At 58.7% G+C, this 21,058-nt stretch carries 18 protein-coding genes and 3 pseudogenes; 9 read left to right on the top strand and 12 right to left on the bottom strand.

The annotated features are described in order from the left end of the window. Positions 1 to 738 carry an SDR family oxidoreductase gene (locus X756_RS139100; protein ID WP_023731473.1) on the top strand — a complete coding sequence of 246 codons (738 nt, stop codon included), beginning with the start codon at positions 1 to 3 and terminating at the stop codon, positions 736 to 738. On the opposite strand, the gene X756_RS139105 is transcribed toward X756_RS139100, so the two are convergent. From X756_RS139105 to X756_RS139125, 5 genes are all read right to left on the bottom strand, one after another. Further along, positions 739 to 1,533 (bottom strand): SDR family NAD(P)-dependent oxidoreductase, encoded by a 795-nt coding sequence (locus X756_RS139105; RefSeq protein ID WP_023731472.1) that lies wholly within the window; start codon positions 1,531 to 1,533, stop codon positions 739 to 741. Next, the gene (locus X756_RS139110; RefSeq protein WP_023731471.1) at positions 1,526 to 2,791 is read right to left on the bottom strand and encodes an FAD-binding oxidoreductase; all 1,266 of its coding nucleotides are present in this window, start codon (positions 2,789 to 2,791) and stop codon (positions 1,526 to 1,528) included. Before X756_RS139110 ends, X756_RS139105 begins: the two co-directional genes overlap by 8 nt. 71 nt (positions 2,792 to 2,862) lie before the next feature. Further along, on the bottom strand, positions 2,863 to 4,362 hold the full coding sequence (locus X756_RS139115) for an aldehyde dehydrogenase (protein WP_023731470.1): 1,500 nt from the start codon (positions 4,360 to 4,362) through the stop codon (positions 2,863 to 2,865). 2 nt (positions 4,363 to 4,364) lie between these two features. Further along, positions 4,365 to 5,270: a dihydrodipicolinate synthase family protein gene (locus tag X756_RS139120; RefSeq protein ID WP_023731469.1), complete on the bottom strand. Its 906-nt coding sequence runs from the start codon at positions 5,268 to 5,270 to the stop codon at positions 4,365 to 4,367. A 13-nt stretch (positions 5,271 to 5,283) separates the two neighbouring features. Further along, positions 5,284 to 5,988: a GntR family transcriptional regulator gene (locus X756_RS139125; protein WP_023731468.1), complete on the bottom strand. Its 705-nt coding sequence runs from the start codon at positions 5,986 to 5,988 to the stop codon at positions 5,284 to 5,286. A gap of 301 nt (positions 5,989 to 6,289) precedes the next feature. Between X756_RS139125 and X756_RS139130 the strand changes: the two genes are divergently transcribed. The 4 genes from X756_RS139130 to X756_RS0135475 all read left to right on the top strand — a co-directional run bounded on the left by X756_RS139130 (position 6,290) and on the right by X756_RS0135475 (position 10,607). After that, a complete protein-coding gene (locus X756_RS139130) occupies positions 6,290 to 7,273 on the top strand; it encodes a glycine betaine ABC transporter substrate-binding protein (protein ID WP_031239494.1) in 984 nt (327 codons plus the stop codon). A gap of 168 nt (positions 7,274 to 7,441) precedes the next feature. Next, the gene (locus X756_RS139135) at positions 7,442 to 8,326 is read left to right on the top strand and encodes a proline/glycine betaine ABC transporter permease (protein ID WP_031239491.1); all 885 of its coding nucleotides are present in this window, start codon (positions 7,442 to 7,444) and stop codon (positions 8,324 to 8,326) included. Next, complete coding sequence (locus tag X756_RS139140) at positions 8,323 to 9,372, top strand: betaine/proline/choline family ABC transporter ATP-binding protein (RefSeq protein ID WP_023731465.1); 1,050 nt, start codon at positions 8,323 to 8,325, stop codon at positions 9,370 to 9,372. The genes X756_RS139135 and X756_RS139140 overlap by 4 nt, the downstream gene beginning before the upstream one ends. Continuing rightward, on the top strand, positions 9,369 to 10,607 hold the full coding sequence (locus tag X756_RS0135475) for a GlxA family transcriptional regulator (protein ID WP_023731464.1): 1,239 nt from the start codon (positions 9,369 to 9,371) through the stop codon (positions 10,605 to 10,607). Before X756_RS139140 ends, X756_RS0135475 begins: the two co-directional genes overlap by 4 nt. Positions 10,608 to 10,726: 119 nt before the next feature. Here the strand turns inward: X756_RS0135475 and dddP are convergent, their stop codons facing one another. The 7 genes and pseudogenes from dddP to X756_RS139160 all read right to left on the bottom strand — a co-directional run bounded on the left by dddP (position 10,727) and on the right by X756_RS139160 (position 17,475). Beyond that, the gene (gene dddP / locus X756_RS139145) at positions 10,727 to 12,058 is read right to left on the bottom strand and encodes a dimethylsulfonioproprionate lyase DddP (RefSeq protein WP_023731463.1); all 1,332 of its coding nucleotides are present in this window, start codon (positions 12,056 to 12,058) and stop codon (positions 10,727 to 10,729) included. A gap of 73 nt (positions 12,059 to 12,131) precedes the next feature. Then, positions 12,132 to 12,305, bottom strand: a pseudogene (locus tag X756_RS1000000169015) (cobalamin-binding protein); the annotation flags it as partial. A gap of 4 nt (positions 12,306 to 12,309) precedes the next feature. Beyond that, positions 12,310 to 12,597: pseudogene (locus X756_RS1000000169010) on the bottom strand (cobalamin-dependent protein); the annotation flags it as partial. A gap of 1 nt (position 12,598) precedes the next feature. Next, positions 12,599 to 12,976, bottom strand: a pseudogene (locus X756_RS1000000169005) (B12-binding domain-containing protein); the annotation flags it as partial. 93 nt (positions 12,977 to 13,069) lie between these two features. Then, the gene (locus X756_RS139150) at positions 13,070 to 14,719 is read right to left on the bottom strand and encodes an ABC transporter substrate-binding protein (protein ID WP_023731460.1); all 1,650 of its coding nucleotides are present in this window, start codon (positions 14,717 to 14,719) and stop codon (positions 13,070 to 13,072) included. Between the two features lie 62 nt (positions 14,720 to 14,781). Next, the gene (locus tag X756_RS139155) at positions 14,782 to 16,323 is read right to left on the bottom strand and encodes a trimethylamine methyltransferase family protein (protein ID WP_031239487.1); all 1,542 of its coding nucleotides are present in this window, start codon (positions 16,321 to 16,323) and stop codon (positions 14,782 to 14,784) included. A 243-nt stretch (positions 16,324 to 16,566) separates the two neighbouring features. Further along, positions 16,567 to 17,475 carry a LysR substrate-binding domain-containing protein gene (locus tag X756_RS139160; protein ID WP_023731458.1) on the bottom strand — a complete coding sequence of 303 codons (909 nt, stop codon included), beginning with the start codon at positions 17,473 to 17,475 and terminating at the stop codon, positions 16,567 to 16,569. A 137-nt stretch (positions 17,476 to 17,612) separates the two neighbouring features. Between X756_RS139160 and X756_RS139165 the strand changes: the two genes are divergently transcribed. The 4 genes from X756_RS139165 to X756_RS0135465 all read left to right on the top strand — a co-directional run. Continuing rightward, a complete protein-coding gene (locus tag X756_RS139165) occupies positions 17,613 to 18,968 on the top strand; it encodes an FAD-binding oxidoreductase (protein ID WP_245264585.1) in 1,356 nt (451 codons plus the stop codon). A gap of 17 nt (positions 18,969 to 18,985) precedes the next feature. Next, positions 18,986 to 19,858, top strand: a complete 873-nt coding sequence (locus tag X756_RS139170) for a dihydrodipicolinate synthase family protein (protein WP_023731455.1) — start codon at positions 18,986 to 18,988, stop codon at positions 19,856 to 19,858. Between the two features lie 17 nt (positions 19,859 to 19,875). Continuing rightward, on the top strand, positions 19,876 to 20,490 hold the full coding sequence (locus X756_RS1000000168150) for a short chain dehydrogenase (protein WP_084569978.1): 615 nt from the start codon (positions 19,876 to 19,878) through the stop codon (positions 20,488 to 20,490). 65 nt (positions 20,491 to 20,555) lie between these two features. Further along, positions 20,556 to 21,058: FAD-binding oxidoreductase (locus X756_RS0135465; RefSeq protein WP_156941416.1), on the top strand; the 503-nt coding region annotated here is incomplete at its 3' end.

Below are 21,058 nucleotides of genomic sequence, written 5' to 3'. Positions count from 1 at the left end.
ATGGGCCGCTTCACCGGAAAGGTGGCGCTCGTCACCGGCGGGCGCAGCGGCATCGGTCACGCCATTGCGCTTCGCCTGCGAGAGGACGGCGCGCGCGTGTTCACCGCACAGCGAGGCGATCATGCCGAGTTCGAAGCGATGACCGCCGACTTCGCCGACGGCGGAGCCCCCGAGGCCATTATCGACGACGTCGTCGGGCTCGCCGGGCGCCTCGACGTGCTGGTCAACAATGCCGGCATGATGCAGGAAGCCCGCGTCGAAGACGTGTCGCTCGCCGACTGGGAGCGGACCTTGCGCATCAATCTGACCGCGCCGTTTCTCCTGATCAAGGCAGCCCTGCCGCACCTGCGCGCAGTGAAGGGTAGCATCGTCAACGTTGGCTCGATCGAAGGTCTCGGCTCCAACCCGAAGCACGCCGCCTACTGCGCGTCGAAGGCTGGTCTGCATGGGCTGACCCGTGCCGTGGCGGTCGATCACGGCGGGGAAGGCATTCGTTGCAATGCAGTGGCGCCGGGCTGGATAGACACCGACCTCAACGTTGATTTCATCAACAGCATGCCCGACCCGGTCGCCTTTCGCCGCGACATCGCCCGAATTCATCCCGTCGGTCGCACCGGCAAGCCGGAAGAGGTTGCAGCCTTGGTTGCCTGGCTGGCATCCGAAGAGGCGGCTTTTGTCACTGGACAAGTCTGGACCGTGGACGGCGGCCGGATGGCGAAGCTCAGTCTGCCACAGTGATTAGCGGGCGCCGAGCGTTGCGCCGCCGTCGATGACGATGTTTTCCATGGTTATGTGGCGGCTACGGCCCGACAGCAGGAACAGGACGAGATCACAGACGTCCTCCACCTCGGCCATGCGGCCGAGCGGGATGCCAAGGCGGTAGCGTTTCGGGTCACCCTTCAAAACGCCTTCTCGACTGCCTGTTGTCGTCTGAAAATGTTGCTGCATTTCGGTGTTCGTTGAGCCCGGCGATACGATGTTGCAGCGAACGTCGTACTCGGCAAGCTCCAATCCAAGACACTTCATCGCATGAATGATGCCGGCCTTGGAAGCCGGGTAAGAGCCGAGCCCCATGCGCGCCGCTGTGCCTGAATTCGACCCCAATGTTACGATGCTGCCCGCTTGTCGCGATGCCATATGCCGCGCGACCGGTAGCGTAACTTCCAGTGTGGAGATCAGGTTGAGATCGATAACCCGACGCAGGCTTTCAGGGTCGCAATGCAGCAGACTGCCTGTCTCCAGCACACCGGCGGCATTCACCAGCCCGATGATATTGGGATCGGTATCGATCCAGGTCGCCAGTCGAGCACCAAAGGCTCGCGCGTCGCGAAGATCAAGAGCTTCGGCAACCAACCCGTAGGCGGCGTCGCCCACACCCTCGGCGAGCGCCTCAAGTTTCTCTTGAGACCGTCCTACCGCGATCACTCTTTTGCCCTCACGCAAGGCTGCCAAAGCGATCGCCTTGCCGATACCCTGGGTCGCGCCGGTGACGATGATCGTGCCTGTTCTCTGCATCGGATTGGCTTTATTCATCGCGCGCTTTCCATTCCTTCCAACGCAGCAAGAAGTTAGCGCCAATCTGGCGAAACGGTTGCGGGGGCAGTTTCTTGGGGCGCGCTTGGGCCGTAAAATAGTCCGTGACAATGCTGGTCTGTCCGCAGGCCAGTTCGGCTGCGCCAATGCCGGTCAAGGTTCCGCGCGTCGTTCCAAGACCGTTCTGGACGCAGCCGGAATAGACGCCGTCGTCGACCTGGCGCATCACGGCAACGCCGTTGAGCGTCAAGCATAGGTGTCCGGACCACGCATACTCCATGGTCATGCCCGCGAGGCTCGGGAAGCGCTGATCAAATTTGCGCTGCATGACTCTGGCGGCGCGCTGGAGGTCGGCTTGCGTCGCCTCGCAGTTCGGCCTCAGTACTGCGCAGGTGCGTGTCACGACTCGGTTTCCGCCCTGGCCGAGGTCGATGCGACGCACGGTGGTGCCCATGGGATCGGAAGGTGTAACCCCCCAGCGTGGCTGGCCGCCGAGGCTTTTGAGCGCTTCAGCATCAAGTTCGGGTGTCATCACGGCGAACAGAAATATCTGCATCAGCCGGTCTTGCTCGAAACCGAAGCTTTCAAGATGGCCGTTGACGGTCAGGATCACGCGCGGGGTGCTCACCGAGCCGGTTGGCGCAATCACGCGCCAGCATCCGCTTTCGCGCACGAAGCCAGTGACCGGGCTGTTCTCGAAGATGGTGACGCCTTTGCTCACGAGACCAGCACCGAGACCCCGGACGTATCCGGCCGGCTGCAGCATCACCGTACCGGGCGTGTAAAGCCCGGAAACGTAATGCGACGAGCCGGTGACCTCACGCATGGCCCGTTCGCCGAGCAGTTCGCTCGGCTCGCCGAGCTTTGTCAGGTGGCTGGCGTAGCTCCTGTTGTGTTCATCGGCGGCGGCGCTCGCTGCACCGTTGATCTTGCCTGCTGGGTCAAAGAAGTTCCGGTCTATACCGTATTCATCGACGGCATCGCGTGCATAGGCGATGGCGTGGCGATTGAGCCCGATCATTGCGCGGTCGTCGCCGTCGCCGGAATAATTGTCAGACTGCACTTCGTGCGGCAGGTCGATCATGAATCCTGAATTACGCCCGGTGCCCCCCTCGGCCAGTCGCCCGGCGTCGAGAACCGTGATACGCGCTCCCGGCTGCAACTCTGTCAGCCGCCTTGCCGCTGACAGGCCGGCGAAACCACCGCCGATGATGACGAAATCGGCGGTGCTGTCGCCCTCAATTCGCGGGAGCGACACCTGTGGTCCAAGGATGGCGTTCCAGGCCGCCGGTCCTAGACGTACCGGCAAGCGCCGCGCGGAGTATGAGCTCAATCCACAGCCTCGTCGGCGTCGTTGGCAAGGTCGACCCAGATGGTCTTGATGCGAGTGTACTGATCGTGCGCGTGAATGCCATTGTCACGGCCACCGAAGCCAGACGACTTGAACCCCCCGAAGGGTGTCGTGATGTCGCCTTCGCCGAACGAGTTGACAGTCACGGTGCCCGCTCGAATGGCGCGGGCGCCGCGCAACGCGCGCTTGACGTTGCTGGTGAAGATCGATGCAGCAAGGCCGTATTCCGTGTCGTTGGCCAGCGCGATCGCCTCCTCGAAGCTGCCAACCGTGAGTACCGAAAGTACCGGGCCGAACACCTCCTCGCGAGCGATCCTGGAGCTCGTGTCTGTGACGTCGATGATCGTGGGTTCGACAAAGCCGTCCTTGGCCTTGCCGCCGAGAAGCACTTTTTGCCCCTTCTCGAAATAGGAACATACCTTGTCGAAGTGCGCCTTCGAGACCAACGCGCCGACGCGATTTTCCGGATTGAGCGGATCGCCCATCGGCCATTCCCGAGCGTGCGCCACCACCCGTTTCATCAACTCGTCTTTGATGCCGCGCTGGACGATAAGACGTGAGGCCGCGCTACAGTTTTCGCCCATGTTCCAGAACGCGCCGTTGACAATGTGGGCGGCGACACGGTCGAGATTCTCCGCATCGTCGAGAACCACGGCCGGATTTTTGCCACCCATCTCGAGGGTCACCTCCTTGAGATTGGAGTCGGCCGAATATTGAGGGAATCGCCGTCCTGTCGCGGTCGAGCCGGTGAAGGACACCATGTCTACATCCATATGGCGTCCGAGAGGTTCACCAACTTCGGCGCCGCCACCTGGCAGCACATTAAATACACCGGCGGGTACGCCCGCTTCCATCGCGAGTTCGGCAATCCGCAGTGCGGTCAGCGTCGTTTCCTTGGCTGGCTTGACGATGACGGAATTGCCTGCCGCAAGTGCCGGACCGATCTTCCACGCCAGCATCAGCAGTGGGAAGTTCCAGGGCAGTACGAGGCCCACGACGCCGATCGGCTCCCGAACGATCATTGCAATATGGTTGTCGGAGGTTGGAGACACCTGATCGTAGATCTTGTCGATAAGCTCCGCATGCCACTGCAAGCAGTGGATCGTCTCGGGCACGTCGACGTTCTCGCAGTCATAGATTGTCTTGCCGCTGTCGAGGCTTTCGAGTACCGCGAGTTCGCGGGCGTTGCGCTTTATAAGCTTGGCCATGCGGAGCAGTATCTGCTTGCGTTCTGTCGGATGCAGGCGCGACCAGCGACCGTCCTCAAAGGCGTCTCGTGCTTTCTGGACGGCGAATTCCACGTCCTCGACGGCGCATGCCGCGACCTTGCCAAGGACTTTTCCAGTCGCCGGATTGGTCGTATCGAAGGTTTTTCCGGAGATCGCGGGCCGAAAGCTGCCGTCTATGAAGGCCTGGGTCGGGAACTCGATCTTGGCGGCAAGCGCTGCATATTCTTCGTATGTGAGAAGATTGCCCATTGTCATGCCTCCGCCTGGATTTTCGAGATCGTCCGCTTCAGTACCTGGACGACCTGTTCGAGCTCGCGCATATCATCCCTGTTCAGCGCCCGCAGGGGCGGCCTGGGGGGGCCGGCCTTGAAGCCGGCCATCTCGCAGCCATACTTGATGCACTGAATGAACTTGCCGCCTTGTTCAAGCACGCGCATCAGCGGCAGCATGGCCGACATAATGCGTCGGCCCTTGTCAAAGTCACCGTCGATTGCGCAAGCCTTGTAAAGCGCGATGTGTTCTTTCGGCAAAAAGTTGGAGCCGCCGCAGACCCAGCTGCGCGCGCCCCATGCGAAGAATTCAAGCGCCTGGTCGTCCATCCCGCACGACATCTGAATATGCGGATAGTCTCGCGCCAGAAGATGGACGCGGTTGATGTCGCCGGAACTTTCCTTGATGGCGCAGAAATTCCGGCTTCGCCCCACCCTGTCGAGAAACTCTTCGCCCATGTTGATGCCCATGCGGCCGGGATAGTTGTAGAGCATGATCGGAAGGTCGGCCGCGCGGTCGATGGCAAGCGCATTCAAGGCATTCTCGCGTTCCGTTGGGACCGAATAGGGAGGCGAGCCGATCAGGATAGCAGAGGCGCCGATACTCGCTGCGGTGTCGGCCATCGTGATCGAATCGGGTAAGCGGATCGCGCCGGTGCCGATGATCAGTTCTACCCGATCTCCGATGACCTCCTTGGTAAGCTTGGCCATCTCGATCCGTTCATCCATGGTCTGGGCGTAGTATTCGCCGGTCGATCCGCCATTGATGATGCCTTGGACACCAGATTCGATCAGATGCTCGACCATCATGACAAAACCATCCCGATCAATCGAACCGTCGTCGTGATGCGGAGTGATGACAGGTGTGTAAATACCCTCGAACTTCATAATTCCCTCACTTTCACTCGGCGACGGGTGCGCGACCCAAAGGAATCTGGATGCTGGGCACACGGACAAAACTCTCGATTTCTGTTCGAGACAATTCCCAGTGAGCAATCGCTAGGGCGGCGGAGCCGTCAGAATCGGCAGCCTCGATCAAGTCGATGAATTCATCGTGCTGGTCGGCGGCTATGGCGCGCTGCGCTGCCAGTGCCGGATTGCGCGGATTGTAGAAGGTCATGCCGATGCGGGTGTGGTCGATCAGCAGCCGCCGCAGGCTTGGTATCAGAAAATCATTGTCAGCCATCTCGCCAATCACCGCATGGAAGCGTTCGTTCATAAGGGCTCTACCTGCGGTGTCTCCATCGCGGATGGCGGCACGAAAGAGCAACTGGATATCCTTCAGTCGCATCACTTGTGCCGGCTTGGCATTCTCCGCAGCCAGCCGCGAAACAGCCGAATAGATCATCGGTGCGGCAACGAAGAAGTTGCGCAACGTCTTGTGCGTCATCGGGGCAACTTGAGCTCCGCGATTTTCGTGCAAGACGAGATAACCTTCCCCGGCCAGCTGGCGCAGCACTTCGCGAAGCGGCGGACGCGAGATTGAATAGGCATCGGCCAGTTGCGTCTCGTCGACGTAAAGACCGGGTTCCAGGTCTTGAGTCAAAATTCGCCGCCGCAGCGCATCCAGGCAGATCGCTTTCCTACTCCGATTGTCCTCTTCCATAGCCCTCGCTCCCGATCGCCTCGACGCGAACCTTAGTGAAGGTTCTTTGTAGCGGGATAAAATACATATTGTCTACAGCTTCGTTTTGTGTTTTTTAGCACAGGTAAGATCGCCAAGAAGGGCGACTGGGAACTGGGGCCGATCACCTGCTGCGATTCCAGCTGGCGAGCATTCACCAAGTTGCGATCATGAAATTGCAGTAGGCAAACGCTCTATACCAGCAATCTAAAAGTATTCTATAATATGCACAAGGGAATGCTTGTCGGATCGCTACATTAATATCACTGCAGAGGAGAATAAAGTGAAGAATATACTTCTTTCAACGGTCGCCATCGCTGCAACATGTTTTGCTGGGTCAGCTTATGCAGATTGTGGCGATGTTTCATTGGGCGAGTTTAGCTGGCAGTCCAGCCAGGCCATGACGAATGTCGATCAGGTGATTTTGCAGACAGGCTATGGCTGCAACGCGACCGTCGTGGCCGGTGATACCGTCCCGACCATCACCGCAATGATTGAAAAGGGCCAACCGGATATCGCCTCTGAGGCGACACCGAGTCTGCTTGGAGCAGTCTACACGGATGGGGAAAAGGAAGGCCGGATCAGCCAGGTTGGCACGGCAATCAGCGACGGTCAGGTTTCGGGTTGGTACATTCCGGAATACTTCGCCAAGGCGCATACGGACATTAAGACAGTCGAGGATGCCATGAAGCATCCAGAACTGTTCCCCTCAAGCGAGGACTCGTCGAAGGGCGCTGTCATCCAGGGCCCGCAAGGCTGGGGCGACACCGTTGTCACCGCTCAGCTCTTCAAGGCTCTGAATAATCCCAACTTCGTCATGGTGCCGACCGGATCGGCCGCTGCTCTCGATGGTGCCATTTCCAAGGCATATGAGCAGAAGCAGGGCTTTATCACCCAATACTGGGCGCCGACCTCCCTTCTCGTCAAATACCCAATGGTGCGCCTCGAGATGGCACACGATGAAGCTGAATGGGCACGCTGCACCTCCAAGCAGGACTGCCCAGACCCGAAGCCGAACTATTGGAAGCAGGCCGAGATGGTCACGTTGGCAAGCAAGTCGTTTTCGGATCGCGCCGATGCGGCTGTCAAAGACTACTTGGCCAAGCGCAGCTGGAACCAGGCAGAGGTTAGCAAGGTGATGGCTTGGATGACCGATAACCAGGCAAACGGTGCCGATGGTGCCAAGTGGTTCCTGAAGAACATGCCGGAAGTTTGGGAGAAGTGGGTTCCCGCCGAGGTCGCAGCGAAGGTCAAGGCCGCTCTCTAAAACCTGAGACTACCGGGAGGCCCCGGCGACTCCGGGGCCTCCCGGATCGCAAGCCCACGGACCAAAATGCCCTTTGCCCGTGCGATGGACACGGCGGAACTCAAATTCGCCGCCGCCGATCCGGCATGCACGGTTTCGGCGCAAGGTGGCGCAGAAGGGGGAATAGAGATGGATTGGCTGTTCAAGTTCCCTCAGGTAAGTCCCGAGGCTCTTCTCGCTATCAAGCGCGGCATTGACGGTTCTCTCAAAGCGCTGACTCGCCTGTATGGCCAGTCTATCGAGAACTCTTTCTATCCACTGCAGCGTATGCTGACTTTCTTTGAGAACGTCATGACAGGTGCGCCGTGGCCGCTCATCATTCTGGTGCTCGCCGGCATCGCTTGGTTTGCGTCCCATAAATGGAGCGTGGTCGCGGGAGTGGTCGGCACGCTGATCGCTATCGGTCTACTGGGCCTCTGGCACGATGCGATGCTGACGATCTCGCTTGTTTTCGCCGCGACGATCTTCTCCATCGGTATCGGCATTCCCCTGGGCATCATGATGAACCGCTTGGAGCGTTTCGGCGGCGTCCTTAAGACACTCCTCGACGTCATGCAGACCATGCCGCCGTTCGTTTACCTCATTCCCGTTGTCATGCTGCTCGGCATCGGCCGCGTGCCCGGTTTCATTGCCGTCGTTATCTATGCCATCCCGCCGATCATCCGCCTCACCGACCTTGGCATCCGGCTTGTCGATAAGGAAGTGCTCGAGGCGGCCGACGCCTATGGCTGCTCACGCTCCCAGAAGCTCTGGAAGGTTCAGTTTCCACTCGCGATGCCCACGATCATGGCCGGTATCAACCAGACCATCATGATGGCGCTGGGTATGGTGGTCATCGCCTCTATGATCGGCGTGCAAGGCCTTGGGCTCAACGTGCTTCAGGCCATCGCCAACCAGTATTTCACACAGGGAATATTCAATGGCTTCGCTATCGTCGGCATCGCCATCATCTTCGACAGGATCAGCCAGGCATATGGTCAGCGGCTGCAGAAGCACCGAGGCGGCGCGGCATGAGCAGCAATGAAACTTCGATCGAGATTCGTGATCTCTACAAGATATTCGGGCCTTCGCCTCGGCAGTACGTCGCTTCGATTAAGAACGGTCTGACGAAGACCGAACTGAGCAAGGTCCATGGGCATATTCTGGGCCTGAACAATATCAATATCTCGATGCAGGGAGGTAAGATCCAGGTCGTCATGGGCCTTTCGGGGTCCGGGAAGTCGACTCTGATCCGCCACGTCAATCGGCTGATCGAACCAACCTCCGGTTCCATACTTGTTAACGGGCGCAACGTCCTGGACATGCCGGAAACGGAGCTGCGTGAGTTTCGGCGCACCCATACGGCCATGGTTTTCCAGCGGTTTGGCCTGCTGCCGCACCGCAGCGTCATCGACAACGTGACGTTCGGGTTGGAAGTGCGCGGGATGGATAAGGCCAAAAGCCGCGAGATCGGCATGCGCTGGATCGAACGGGTCGGTCTCAATGGGTTTGAAGCGCGCTATCCCAATGAGTTGTCGGGCGGTATGCAGCAGCGGGTCGGACTCGCTCGCGCCCTGAGCAACGACGCCTCCATTCTGCTGATGGATGAAGCCTACTCGGCTCTTGATCCGCTGATCCGAACCGACATGCAGAAGATGTTGCTGGAATTGCAAAAGGAACTGAAAAAGACCGTGGTGTTCATAACTCACGACCTCGACGAGGCACTTCGGCTTGGCGATTCGATCGCGATTCTACGTGACGGGGAGATCATCCAACAAGGTGACAGCCAGCGTATCCTAATTCACCCTGCCGACGACTACATCAAGCGCTTCATCAAGGATGTGAACCGCGCGCGTTACCTGAAGGTGGACGCGGTGATGGAGGCGCCCGGACAATCCGACACCGGTTCAATGCCAAAGTTGAAGTCCGGTACGACGCTCGAGGTCGCCGCCGGAGAACTGACGAGTTCATCCTTCGATACGGCTATCATCATTGATGACAGTGATCGCCCTATCGGAGCGGTTTCCCTGCGCCTGATCACGGCGGCCATCTCATCGGAAGGCGAGGCGGAGGTGAAATGACCGGGATCCGCCATCCGATTGTCGGGGGCAATACGTCAGACAATAAGCTCGGTAAGCTATCCGACGCCGCCTTTGCCGGCAGGGAGACAAGAGTTTCAGCCGGCACAAGGCAGCACGCTCAGCAAGCCAGGATCGAGCAGCCTGATTACAATCTTGTGCGTCAAAAGTCCCTCGAACCAGGCTTGGCACGATCGCAGACGCCCCAACGTTTTTTGTTCGCTTTGGTTGATGACTTCACGCATTTCGCGTTTTCATGCGCGAGCGAGCCGCTTCGTCTGGCCAATCTTGTGAGCGGAAAGCAACTCTACACATGGTCGCTTGCCTCGGCGGACGGGGCATCAGCTAAAAGCTCCAACGGTTTCGAGACCAAGGTGCATCACAGGTTCGATAGGCTTCCGGCTTGTGACATGCTGTTCGTGCTCTCTGGAATAGACATGCAGCACAAAGATATCCGCCTGCTGGTCTCGGCAGTAAGACGGGAGCGCGCCCGCGGCGTGCAAATCGGGGCCTTGTGCTCGGGTGCACACATCCTGGCCCGGGCCGGCCTTCTGGATGGTGCGCGCGCCGCAATCCATTGGGAGTACCATGACAGTTTCCGCCAGGAATTTCCTCAAGTAGACTTGGTCCGCAGCGTATTCGTCGCGGACGAAAGGTGCATCACCGCGTCAGGCGGCACTGCTGCCACGGATTTGATGCTTCACCTGATTGAGAGGAAGCACGGCCGAGATCTCTCGATCGCCGTGGCGGAGCAGATGGTTTACAGCGGCGTTCGCACCGCCAGCTCTGTACAGGGCTTCTCGCTACAGGCGCGCAGCGGCATCCGAAGCAGGCATTTGATCGAGGCCATTCAGATCATGCGCGAGCGAATCGAGGAACCGCCGTCGGCCGCTGAGATCGCCCGCCGCATCGGAATCACGCCTAGACAAGTGCAGCGTCTCTTCGAGAGGTACCTCCAAACGACACCCAAGAAGTATTTCTTGGAAATCCGGCTCGAGCGCGCGCGACATTTGATCCTGCAGACGGAAACCGCTGTAACGGAAGTTGCCTTCGCTTGCGGGTTTGCGAGCCACGGTCATTTTTCCAGGCTGTACAAAGCCACCTATGGGGAATCGCCGTTTGCGCACAGGCAGGGAGAGCGGCTTGTGCGTCGTCAGGAATGGCCGACAACGCGCAGCCGGGAAGTATCTGAAGAGTCGAGTCGGCACGGCCTCCAAAGGCAGTTTCCCGGTATCTGATCAGCTTGCTCCACAGCAACCAACCTTGGCGTGGCATGGGGTTGGTCGTCGAATAGCAGGAGGGCGATGGTTCGGCCGCCAATGCCACCGACATCGAAACCAGACCTGGAGACAGCGGCTCAACTGATCAATGCAGCGTCGAAAGGACACCTCGTGAGCTTCTCGTACCCGTCCTCGGTTATCAGGACCTGCTCTTCGAGTTTTACGCCTTCACGGCCCCCGACGGCACCAATGTAAGCCTCTACGCACAATGTCATGCCTGGCTCGAGGATGTAGTCGAACGCTCCCGGAATGAAATCTTGAGGGTAATAGATCGCAGGATATTCGTCACACAGCCCGATACCATGCATCATGACCCCGTATCGTTGATCTACGAATTCTTCAGGTAATTTGTGGCCGCGCTGGGTGAGCTCAGTGAAGGCGATGCCTGGCCGCAAAAGTTCCATGTTGGTCGTTATGTGCTCAAGAGCTATGGCGTGAAGTCTGCGTTGTTCATCGCTGGGGCGCCCTTCACCGCAAAACCAGGTTCGCGAAAAGTCTGCGCACATACCATATGGTCCCACCATATCGGTATCGAAGGCAACCAGATCTCCTGCCGCTATCCTTCGGGGTCCTGCTTCCTGCATCCAGGGATTTGTCCTCGGGCCAGAAGTGAGTATTCGTGTCTCGATCCATTCGCCTCCGCGCGCGATGTTTTCTGCATGGAGAACTGACCACAATTCGGTTTCTGCAATACCTGGTCGCAAAAGCTGGCGCATTTTCGCAACCGCGATTTCGCACGTTGCCAGGGAGCAGCGCATGGCATTGATCTCGTCGATACCCTTTACAGCCCTTGCATGCTCCATGAGTTGCATACCGTTGCAGATCTCGATGCCGGCGGCGTCCAGTGCGCGCAAGCCGGGGATCTCGATCTTATCGACTGCAAGGCGGCGGTTCTTGCCCCCATGCGTTCGCAACAACTCATCAATTTGCCCTGCAAAACTTTTGGCAACGGCTTCCTCCTGATCGCCAGCCGCGAAATAGTAAAAGCCCGCACCGTCCATGCGAATCTCGTTCACCAATAGCAGATGCTCCGAAAGGTGCCCGCAGTGATGGAGGTCCCAAAGAACAACGTAGCCATCTGCTGAAACAAAAACGGCCCGTGACGGATTGTGCGTGATCCAAAGATGCATGTTCGAGGAGTCAGTTGCATATCGGATGTTCAGTGGATCGAAGCATAGCACGCCGGCGTAGTCCCGCTTGCGTAGCTGGCTCACGATCCGTTGGAGGCGCGTGCTTCTCATCCGATCGAGGGTGGGAGCCGAGAGACCCAATGCAGCCCACTCGGCAAACGCGATGTCCGTCGGTCCTATTTCGACACGATCATTGTCGTCGATGCTCCCATCAGGCCTTCGCGCGATCTCTCCCCTAGTGGGATCGATTTTGTGACTGATGATCGAAAACGAGGACATGTTGGCGAAGTCTCTTGGGTTCGGCAAAGAATGCCTGTGCCTCTGTTCTGCGGGTATCGGCAGTATTGGGTACTCAGTTGCGGACGTTGTGCTTGCGCTTCATGAAATCCTTGGCGGTCTCGACCGCTACCGCCGCGTCGCGGCAATAGGCATCGGCGCCGACGGCCTTGCCGAATTCCTCGTTGAGCGGCGCGCCGCCAACCAGCACGACATAGTCGTCGCGAATGCCCTTTTCCTTCATCGTGTCGANATTCCTCGTTGAGCGGCGCGCCGCCAACCAGCACGACATAGTCGTCGCGAATGCCCTTTTCCTTCATCGTGTCGATGACGACCTTCATGTAGGGCATGGTCGTGGTCAGCAGCGCCGACATGCCGATGATGTCGGGCTGGTGCTCTTCAATCGCTGCCATGTATTTCTCGACCGCATTGTTGATGCCGAGGTCGATGACGTCGAAGCCGGCGCCCTCCATCATCATGCCGACGAGGTTCTTGCCGATGTCGTGGATGTCGCCCTTGACGGTGCCGATCACCATCTTGCCNCTCCATCATCATGCCGACGAGGTTCTTGCCGATGTCGTGGATGTCGCCCTTGACGGTGCCGATCACCATCTTGCCCTGCTTGGGCGCGCCGGTGGCGGCGAGCAGCGGCCGCAGGATGAACATGCCGGCCTTCATCGCGTTGGCGGAGAGCAGCACTTCGGGAACGAACAGGATGCCGTCGCGAAAATCCTCGCCGACGATGCGCATGCCTTCGACCAGCGCTTCGGTCAGCACCTTGTAGGGCACCCAGCCACGCTCGAGCAGGATGTTGGTGCCTTCCTCGATCTCTTCCTTCAGCCCGTCATAGAGGTCGTCGTGCATCTGCTGCACCAACTCGTCGTCGGAAAGCTCGGAAAGGATGATCTCTTCGTCAGCCATTTGGTAATCGTCCGATCTACGAATTCAAAAGATCGGTACCCCTTCGTGATGAATGGGCACCGACCAGGCTTCCGGCTCAGCCCTGGGAGTTGATCAGGCTGCCAGCCAGACCTTCTGCAGATCCATCTGGAAAGTCTGATGGATCGCGTAGTTCTGGACCTTCTTGCTCATGTGACCAAAGAGGCTCTGCCAGAATGGCTGGATGATCACGCCGGAGTCCTGCAAGATGGTTTCGAGGTCCTTCATAAGTTCTTTCCGCTTGGCGGGATCGCTGACCGAGAACGCCGTTTTGAGCTTGGCATCGAAATCAGGATTAGCGTAGGCGGTCTCATTCCATGCCTCGCCGGTCCGATAAGCCAAAGCGAGCACCTGGACGCCCAGCGGCCGCATGTACCAGACGGTCAGGGAATACGGGTATTTCGCCCAGTCGTTCCAGAATGTGGAGCCTGGAAGCACCGTGCGCTTCACCTTGAAGCCAGCCTCGCGCAACTGGGCCGCAATCGCGTCGCCGGTATTCTTCTGCCACTCCTCGTCGATGGAAATCAGCTCGTGCTCGAAGTTGGCGTGTCCCGAGTCTGCCATCACCTTCTTGGCGCCATCGAGATCGCGCGCCTTCTCTGGCAACGCATAGTATTCAGGGTGGATCGGGCTGACATGGTGGTTCTCACCGACGACGCCGCGGCCATTGTAGCCGAGTTGAAGAACGGCATTGTTGTCGACTGCCATTTGAAGAGCGTTGCGGACTTTCTTGTCGTCATACGGTTTGTTCGTCGTGTTGGTGCGGCATACCAACGTCGTCGCGGTGGCGACCTCCGACTTGACCACGTCCATCTTATTCAGGATGTCGATGAAGTCCGCCGGCGTTTCGAGGTTCATGTCGACCTCGCCGGAGTCGAATGCCGACACCGTCGCCTGGAAGTCGGTTCCGTAGTCGATGAACTGTACGCCGTCGAGCAGGGCCTCGCCGCCCCACCACTTGCCATTGGTCCGGCGCTTTACCTCAGCCTTGCTGCCGACCGAGTACGAGACGAGCTCGAACGCTCCGGTGCCGATCGGCGTCTTGATCGGATCGGCGCCGTCCTTGTCGAAGTCGCGATGCACGATCAGTCCAGGGTAGTCGGTAAGATTGGCGATAATTGCGATATCGGGTTGGCTAAGCTTCAGCTTGACCGTGTGGTCGTCGACTTTGACGATCGCGCCGTCGCGCGCCTTGCCGGACTTGGCGTCCATCAGGGCACCGACACGGGACGCCATTGAATTGCCCGATACACCCTTGTCGCACCAGCGAGTGATATTAAAGACCACGTCATCGGCGTCGAACGCGTCGCCGTTGTTCCAAGTGACGCCCTTGCGGACGTGGAGCGTATACTCGGTGGCGTCGTCGTTGACCTCCCAGCTTTCGAGCAGGACGGGTTCGAACGTGAACTTGTGCGTGTAAGTCACAAGGGGCTCGAGCCAGCTCCGTGTAATGTTGGCCATTTCCACCCAGTCGTAGGTGCGGGGATCCTTCTGCGCCTTGACAGGCATGGAGACGCGTAGGGTGCCGCCCTTGTTTGGTTCGGCTGCACGCGCCGTTTGGGGCAGGGCCACTCCAATCAGGCCATAAGCCATCGCTGCGGAGGCGCCGAAGGTGCTTGCGAGCGCCAGAAACTCGCGCCTATCCATCCTGCCAGCCTTGACCTCACCCGCCATGTCCTCGATCGCTGCGGGTATGCGGTCCCCATTGCTTTTGAAAAATCCCATTTTGTTCTCCCTTGTTGTGTTGCCGTTTGATTGACTTTGTTGGTCGAGTCGGAGGCAGAGCGTCAGGCAATGCTTGGCGAAATCTCCTCCTGGCGTTTCGCCACGAAAGCATCGAGCTCCTCGCGCACGGCAGGGTCCATCGGCGGTTGCTCGTAGCTCGTGATGATCGATTTCGCCTTCTCACGGCAGCGCTGCGCCATGTCCTTGGAGCCTTTGACCTTCCACTGCTCGTAGCTGAGGTAATCGAGGATCTCCGGCGCGAAGAATGCGTCCTTGAAGCGCTTGAGCGTGAAGGAATCTCCGAGATAGTGGCCACCGGGACCGATGCGCCGCACGGCCTCGAGAGCGTCGTCGAAATGCTCGAAAGAAATCCCCTGCGCGTATTTTTCGATCAGCAAATTCTGTTCGGCATCGGCGACAAACTTCGCCATGCAGCATACGAGGCCGGCCTCATCCCAGCCGCCTGCATGCATCATCAGGTTCGCGCATGCGCTCGCCCCTGACATGTAGGCGATCGCCGACTCGTAGCCGGACTGAGCATCAAAGGTCTTGGCGGATGACTGGGATGCAGTCGTTCGCCACGGCAGACCATACCGCCTTGCCAGTTGGCCGATGACGGCGTTGATCAGAGTGACTTCGGGCATGCCGGACATCGGGGCGCCGCTGCGCATCGACACCGACACTGAATATTGCCCATAGATCATTTTGGCGCCGGGCCTGACCAACTGGGTGTAGGCGAGCGCTGCCAGCGCCTCGGCGTTCAACTGGGCGATTGTGGCCGGGATGTCGGCGGGAGTGTTTGCGGCACCGAGCACAAAAGGCGACAGCAGGACGACCTGGTTCGCTTCGACGAAAGCGCGGAGCCCTTCCAGCATGGTCGAATCCCAAACCAGCGGTGAGTTTCCCGATACGTGCCCCATCATCACCGCGTTCTGGTCCATAAAAGCCGTGCCATGGACGATCTGCCCCATGGCGATCGAGTCCTCGGCTCGCTGTCTCCCGGTCGTCAGACCGAAGAAGGGCATGTTGGTTTCCACCAGGCTCGAATGGTTGATGTGCAAATGGCGCCATGGAACAGCGATGTCGGTCGGCTCACAGGTGAACCCGCCGGCGATATGGAACCCCGGCAGCATCTGGGTCAGCCGGTTCATGTTCCGCAGATCCTCGATCGTGGATGCGCGTCGCACACCCTGAAGGTCACGGACGTTTGGCGCGCCTTGCATGGCGCCGAAGGTCATTGTGTCCGGCGCGATCTCGAAACGCTGTGACGGATCGCGAGATGTCATCTCAAAACGGGATGGCGCCTTGGAGATCAGATGCATCAGCATCTCGCCATCGAGGCGCACACGCTGGCCTTGGACGTCGGCGCCAGCCTCCTTCCATTGCCGGATCGCCGTTTCATCGCGGAATTCGATTCCGATCTCGCGCAAGATCGCCAACGAAGCCTGGTGAATGCGCTCAAGCTGCTCAGCCGTGACGGCCTCCACAGGCCGAATGCCGTATCTGATGGTCGAGACGCGAGGCCTCTTCTCTGCTTCCCGGGCGGCTACGACCGACGCGCGTCCTCCGCGGCGCCGGATTGCGGGAGTATCAGTGTCCAACATCGCGTTTTCCCAGAGCGGCGCAAAAGGTCGCCGTCAAAAGAGCCTTCTTCGGTCCGCGTAAGGAACGCGGTTCTGCTCATTGACTTTGATGATAGGGTTCGGCGAACGCCCTGAGGACTCGCAAAAGGTTTCGCTGGCGTTAAACTCAGTTTATACCTGGGTCGACGGCGCAGGTGCCGGTTACCTGGTAAGGATAGCCGACGCGGCGGGGTAAGGAACCGGGGCGCGACGCCGGTAGCCGGTCTAAGGGCGCAATTCCTTCGACTGAGCGAGGAACCAGTCCACAAGAACCTTGCACTTCTTGTTTTTGCCGGCATCTTCATTTGACAAGAGGAAGAAGGCGCGGTCGGTCTTGATCTCGGTCGCGATGGGCCGAACCAGCTGGCGGTTGTTGAGCAGGTGTTGGGCGGTCAGGGACCATCCCAATGCGATTCCTTCGCCTGCAAGAGCTGCTTGAAGCGTCAGCTGATAGTCATTGAATACAATGTTAGGCTTTGTCTCGTTGGCATCTCCGCCTGCAAGCGCGACCCATTCCGGCCAGCTCATTCGCTTGCGAAAAGCATCGGACGAATGAATGAGCTGGTGTCGAACCAATTCATCGACGCTCTTTGGAGCGACATGTGCCAGAAGATATGCGGGGGAGCAGACGGGAAAAATGATCTCGTCGCATACGAACCAACTATTCGTACTGTCAAAATCCCGTGGGCGCACCCATACGGTGACGTCCACTTCGTGATCGGGCTCGATATCTCGATCGGTGGCGACAACCTTGATCATAACGTCCGGATGTTCTTCCTGGAAATGATAGAGTTGAGGCGCAAGCCAATGTGCGGCTAGGGATGTCGACGCAGCAAAAGTGATGTATTTCTTTCCGCGATCGGAGATGGTCTCAAGCCTCTGTTCCAGACGGCGGAAACTGGTGCGCACCTCATCGTAGAGCTGCCGGCCAGCCTCCGTCAGCTGTACGCCTCGATTATCACGGGCAAAGAGCGCGGTCCCGCAATGCTTCTCGAACGACTTGATCGAGTGCGAGACGCTCGGTTGCGTCACGTTGAGCTCGCTGGCTGCGCTTTTGAAACTCAGGGTTCGGGCAGCCGCTTCGAAGACAAAAAGCGAATGCGTCGAAGGCACCAGGCTACGAAGCTTTGACATGAAGCAGTTCTATATCAGACGCCATCTTTTCCGTCTACGAGATGCCCGCCAACTGGTCTATTCGAACAGGGAAACAATGCGACCGCGGATTGTTGCCAAGCCTTCGTCATCGGTCGCCTGAACCCAGCGAGTTGGCAGTGAATTCGTTCAACCAAACGATGACGAAAGAGCGCAAAGTCGTTCAGCCACCCCATCCCGAACTGACTATGTCCGGCTGGTACACTACGTCAGGGCCGGAGTTGGCGCTGCTACCTCAAGAAGGCGACGTTGCATGTGACTGCCTGGTGATTGGCGGCGGCTGGATGGGGCTGCACGCGGCCCGTCGATTTGCCGAACTCAACCCGCAGTCTTCGGTTGTCCTGGTAGATGCCGGCCGCATTGGCAACAATGCATCCGGACGGTGCATGGGTTTCGTCATCGATCTCGCGCATAACCCTCGGAAGCGCGATTTCGTCGAAGACATCAAAGGGAACAAGGAAGAGCTGTTCGTTAACCTGGACGGGATCGCCTACATCCGAAGCGCTGTCGAAGAGCATGGGGTCGATTGCGACTGGGACGCGCAGGGAAAATACCACAGCGCGGCCACCGCTCACGGCGTGGAGGACCTGCACCGCTTTTCGGAGGCGCTGGATAAGCTTGGCCAGAACTACAGCTGGGTGGAGACCCCCGAAATTCAGGCGATCACCGGCAGCAAGCACTACATCAAAGCCTTGCATCATCCCGGCACCGTCTTGGTCCAGCCTGCGAAATATCTCCAGAATGCGACAAGAAGCCTGCCTGCGAACGTCACCGTTCACGAAAACACCCCCATCGTGGCGGTGCAGTTCGGGGCACCGAAGCACGTCTGCGAGACCCCCACCGGAACTATCAGGGCGTCGAAGGTCATCATCTGCGCGTCAGGCTATCTGACCAAGTTCGGTTTCTTCGACAACCGCGCCATACCGCTGTACACATTTGCGAGCATGACACGACAGCTCACCGAGAGCGAGCTTTCGCAGGTGGGGAATAAGAGAGCCTACGGACTTATCCCAGCCAACAGCTTCGGCACGACGGTTCGTCGCACGATCGACAACCGGCTGTTCCTTCGCAACGTCTATTCCTATGCGACTGACTTCAAGACCACCACGCAGGACGTGATGAAGGCACGGGTGCAGCAGCAGATCGCATTAGATCGGCGGTGGCCGGAGCTCTCGTCGATGGGCTTCGAGGCCAGTTGGGGTGGCCTTCTTACTCTCGCGCAAAATGGCGGAATGGTCTTCGGCGAGTTGGCGGAGAAGGTCTACGGCGCCGCATTCTGCAACGGTACAGGCGTCGCGCGAGGAGCTGCCTTCGGCAAGGCCATAGCCGACCTGGCGTCAGCGCGATCGTCGCCGGTAGTCGACATCCTCAAGACTCGCGCAAGTCCCAGCAAGCCGTATCCCAGGCCTGTCACAGCGATGGGCGTTCGAATCCTAACCGCCGTCCGTTTCCGACAGGCCGGCGCTGAAGTCTAGATACAACGAGAGAGATCATGGCGGACCTGAAGGGCATAAATCTGGCAATGCAAACACCGTTCGATGAGAATGGTGCGATCAACTATTCGATTTTCGAGGATCTGATCGACAAGTACGTCGCCGCAGGTGTTCACGGGCTGGTGCTTGGCGCAGGGACCGGGCAACATCCCTATCTTACCGAGGCCGAGTGCAACCGCCTCTACGAAGTAGGCGCAAAGCGAATAGCTGGTCGCTGCAACGTCATTTGCCAGACCTCCGCTTTGAATATGGACGAAGTCATCAGAAGGTCGCGTCACGCGGAGTCCGTCGGCGCCGACGCATTGATGGTGCTGCCACCCTACCTGGAGGGTCCGAGTGATGAGCAGGGAATCTTCGACTTCTACAAAGCGGTCGATGCTGAACTAGGTATCGACCTGGTCGGCTACAACATTCCACAGGCCACCGGCATTTCGGTTTCACCACAGCTGTTTGAGCGCCTGAGCCAGTTGAAGAACTTCAACTACATCAAGGACAGTGCAGGGGACTTTACTGTCCATCAGGAATACCTGCAGACAAGCGGCACGGTCCTCAATGGCTGCGACACCACCACACTCTACGCGCTGATGGCCGGGGCACGCGGGGTCATATGGGGCGGTGCGAATTACATGCCTTCTGAAGCGGTCGAGCTATATAGATTGGTAGACCGCAAGGAATACGAACAGGCGCTAGCGCTCTGGCAGCGCATGTTGCCCTCGTTGCTCTTTATCTGGAGGTCGCCCTATACGCCGTCGGTACTTCGAGCGGCGCAACTGCGCGGCTACGGAACAGGGAATGTTCGCAGCCCATTGAGAAAGCTATCGGCAGATCAAGAAGCGCAGCTTCGCCGTTCGCTTGAACCACTGGGCGTCTAGAGCGACGGGAAGGCTTCGTGAGAATAGTTCATGTTGGTGCGAGTGGCGTGATCGGCAAGGCGGTGTCGGCCGAACTCGGCAGACGGCATGATGTCATAGCTGTCGGCCGAAGCACCGGCGATTTCCGGGTCGATATCGACGATCCCTCGAGCATAAGTCGAATGTTCAGCCAGATCGGCGAGTTCGATGCCCTGGTATGCACAGCGGGCACGGTTCATTTCGGCCCGCTCGCGGAGTTCACCATTGAGCAATATGCAATCGGCTTGCAAAGCAAACTCATAGGGCAGGTGAACCTTGTCAGACTTGGACTTGGATTCCTTCGTGAGGAAGGATCGTTCACGTTGACCTCCGGTCCAACGAACGACGATCCGATACCGCTCGGAACATCATCCGCGATGGTCAATGGCGCGCTCGAGGGATTTGTCCGAAGTGCTGCAATTGAGCTTCGCCAAGATCGGCGGATCAATCTGGTAAGTCCGACTATGCTCGAGGAGTCGTCTCGGCTCTACAGTCCCTACTTTCAGGGTTCGAAGGCCGTCGCCACAAACGATGTGGTGCTTGGTTACGTTAAAAGTGTCGAGGGCAAGCAAACTGGATGCATTTACAGGATTGGATGGTCACGAGATCGCTGAGCTGACTGCATCGACGGCCGTTTGGTTGCCCGCACGGATTAGTCTGGTAACGGGAGTAAGACCGCTTGATTGTTCCGTCCAAATCCCGCGCCGTGATCATCGGCGGCGGCGTGTCCGGCTGCTCGGTCGCTTATCATCTGGCCAAGCTCGGCTGGACCGACGTCGTCTTGCTCGAACGCAAGCAGCTGACCTCGGGCACGACCTGGCACGCCGCTGGGCTGATCGGGCAGCTGCGCGGCTCGCAGAACATGACGCGACTGGCGAAATATTCGGCCGACCTCTACGTCAAGCTGGAGGCCGAAACGGAAGTCGGCACCGGCATGCGCCAGGTCGGCTCGATCACCGTGGCGCTGACCGAGGAGCGCAAGCACGAGATTTACCGGCAGGCCTCGCTCGCCCGCGCCTTCGATGTCGATGTGCGCGAGATCTCGCCTGGTGAAGTCAAGGCAATGTACCCGCATCTGAACGTGTCCGACGTGGTCGGCGCCGTGCATCTGCCGCTCGACGGCCAGTGCGATCCCGCCAACATCGCCATGGCGCTGGCCGAGGAGAAGGGCGGAAAGTCGGA

The organism is Mesorhizobium sp. LNJC405B00, assembly GCF_000502615.1.
Lineage (GTDB): Bacteria > Pseudomonadota > Alphaproteobacteria > Rhizobiales > Rhizobiaceae > Mesorhizobium.
This window is presented reverse-complemented; position numbering and strand designations above follow the sequence as displayed.

Coding starts and splice junctions, on each gene's coding strand:
- X756_RS139135 (WP_031239491.1), top strand. CDS start 7,442: ATGGATTGGCTGTTCAAGTTCCCTCAGGTAAGTCCCGAGGCTCTTCTC.
- X756_RS139120 (WP_023731469.1), bottom strand. CDS start 5,270: ATGAAGTTCGAGGGTATTTACACACCTGTCATCACTCCGCATCACGAC.
- X756_RS139115 (WP_023731470.1), bottom strand. CDS start 4,362: ATGGGCAATCTTCTCACATACGAAGAATATGCAGCGCTTGCCGCCAAG.
- dddP (WP_023731463.1), bottom strand. CDS start 12,058: ATGTCCTCGTTTTCGATCATCAGTCACAAAATCGATCCCACTAGGGGA.
- X756_RS139100 (WP_023731473.1), top strand. CDS start 1: ATGGGCCGCTTCACCGGAAAGGTGGCGCTCGTCACCGGCGGGCGCAGC.
- X756_RS139140 (WP_023731465.1), top strand. CDS start 8,323: ATGAGCAGCAATGAAACTTCGATCGAGATTCGTGATCTCTACAAGATA.
- X756_RS139170 (WP_023731455.1), top strand. CDS start 18,986: ATGGCGGACCTGAAGGGCATAAATCTGGCAATGCAAACACCGTTCGAT.
- X756_RS139150 (WP_023731460.1), bottom strand. CDS start 14,719: ATGGGATTTTTCAAAAGCAATGGGGACCGCATACCCGCAGCGATCGAG.
- X756_RS139155 (WP_031239487.1), bottom strand. CDS start 16,323: ATGTTGGACACTGATACTCCCGCAATCCGGCGCCGCGGAGGACGCGCG.
- X756_RS139160 (WP_023731458.1), bottom strand. CDS start 17,475: ATGTCAAAGCTTCGTAGCCTGGTGCCTTCGACGCATTCGCTTTTTGTC.
- X756_RS0135475 (WP_023731464.1), top strand. CDS start 9,369: ATGACCGGGATCCGCCATCCGATTGTCGGGGGCAATACGTCAGACAAT.
- X756_RS139105 (WP_023731472.1), bottom strand. CDS start 1,533: ATGAATAAAGCCAATCCGATGCAGAGAACAGGCACGATCATCGTCACC.
- X756_RS139125 (WP_023731468.1), bottom strand. CDS start 5,988: ATGGAAGAGGACAATCGGAGTAGGAAAGCGATCTGCCTGGATGCGCTG.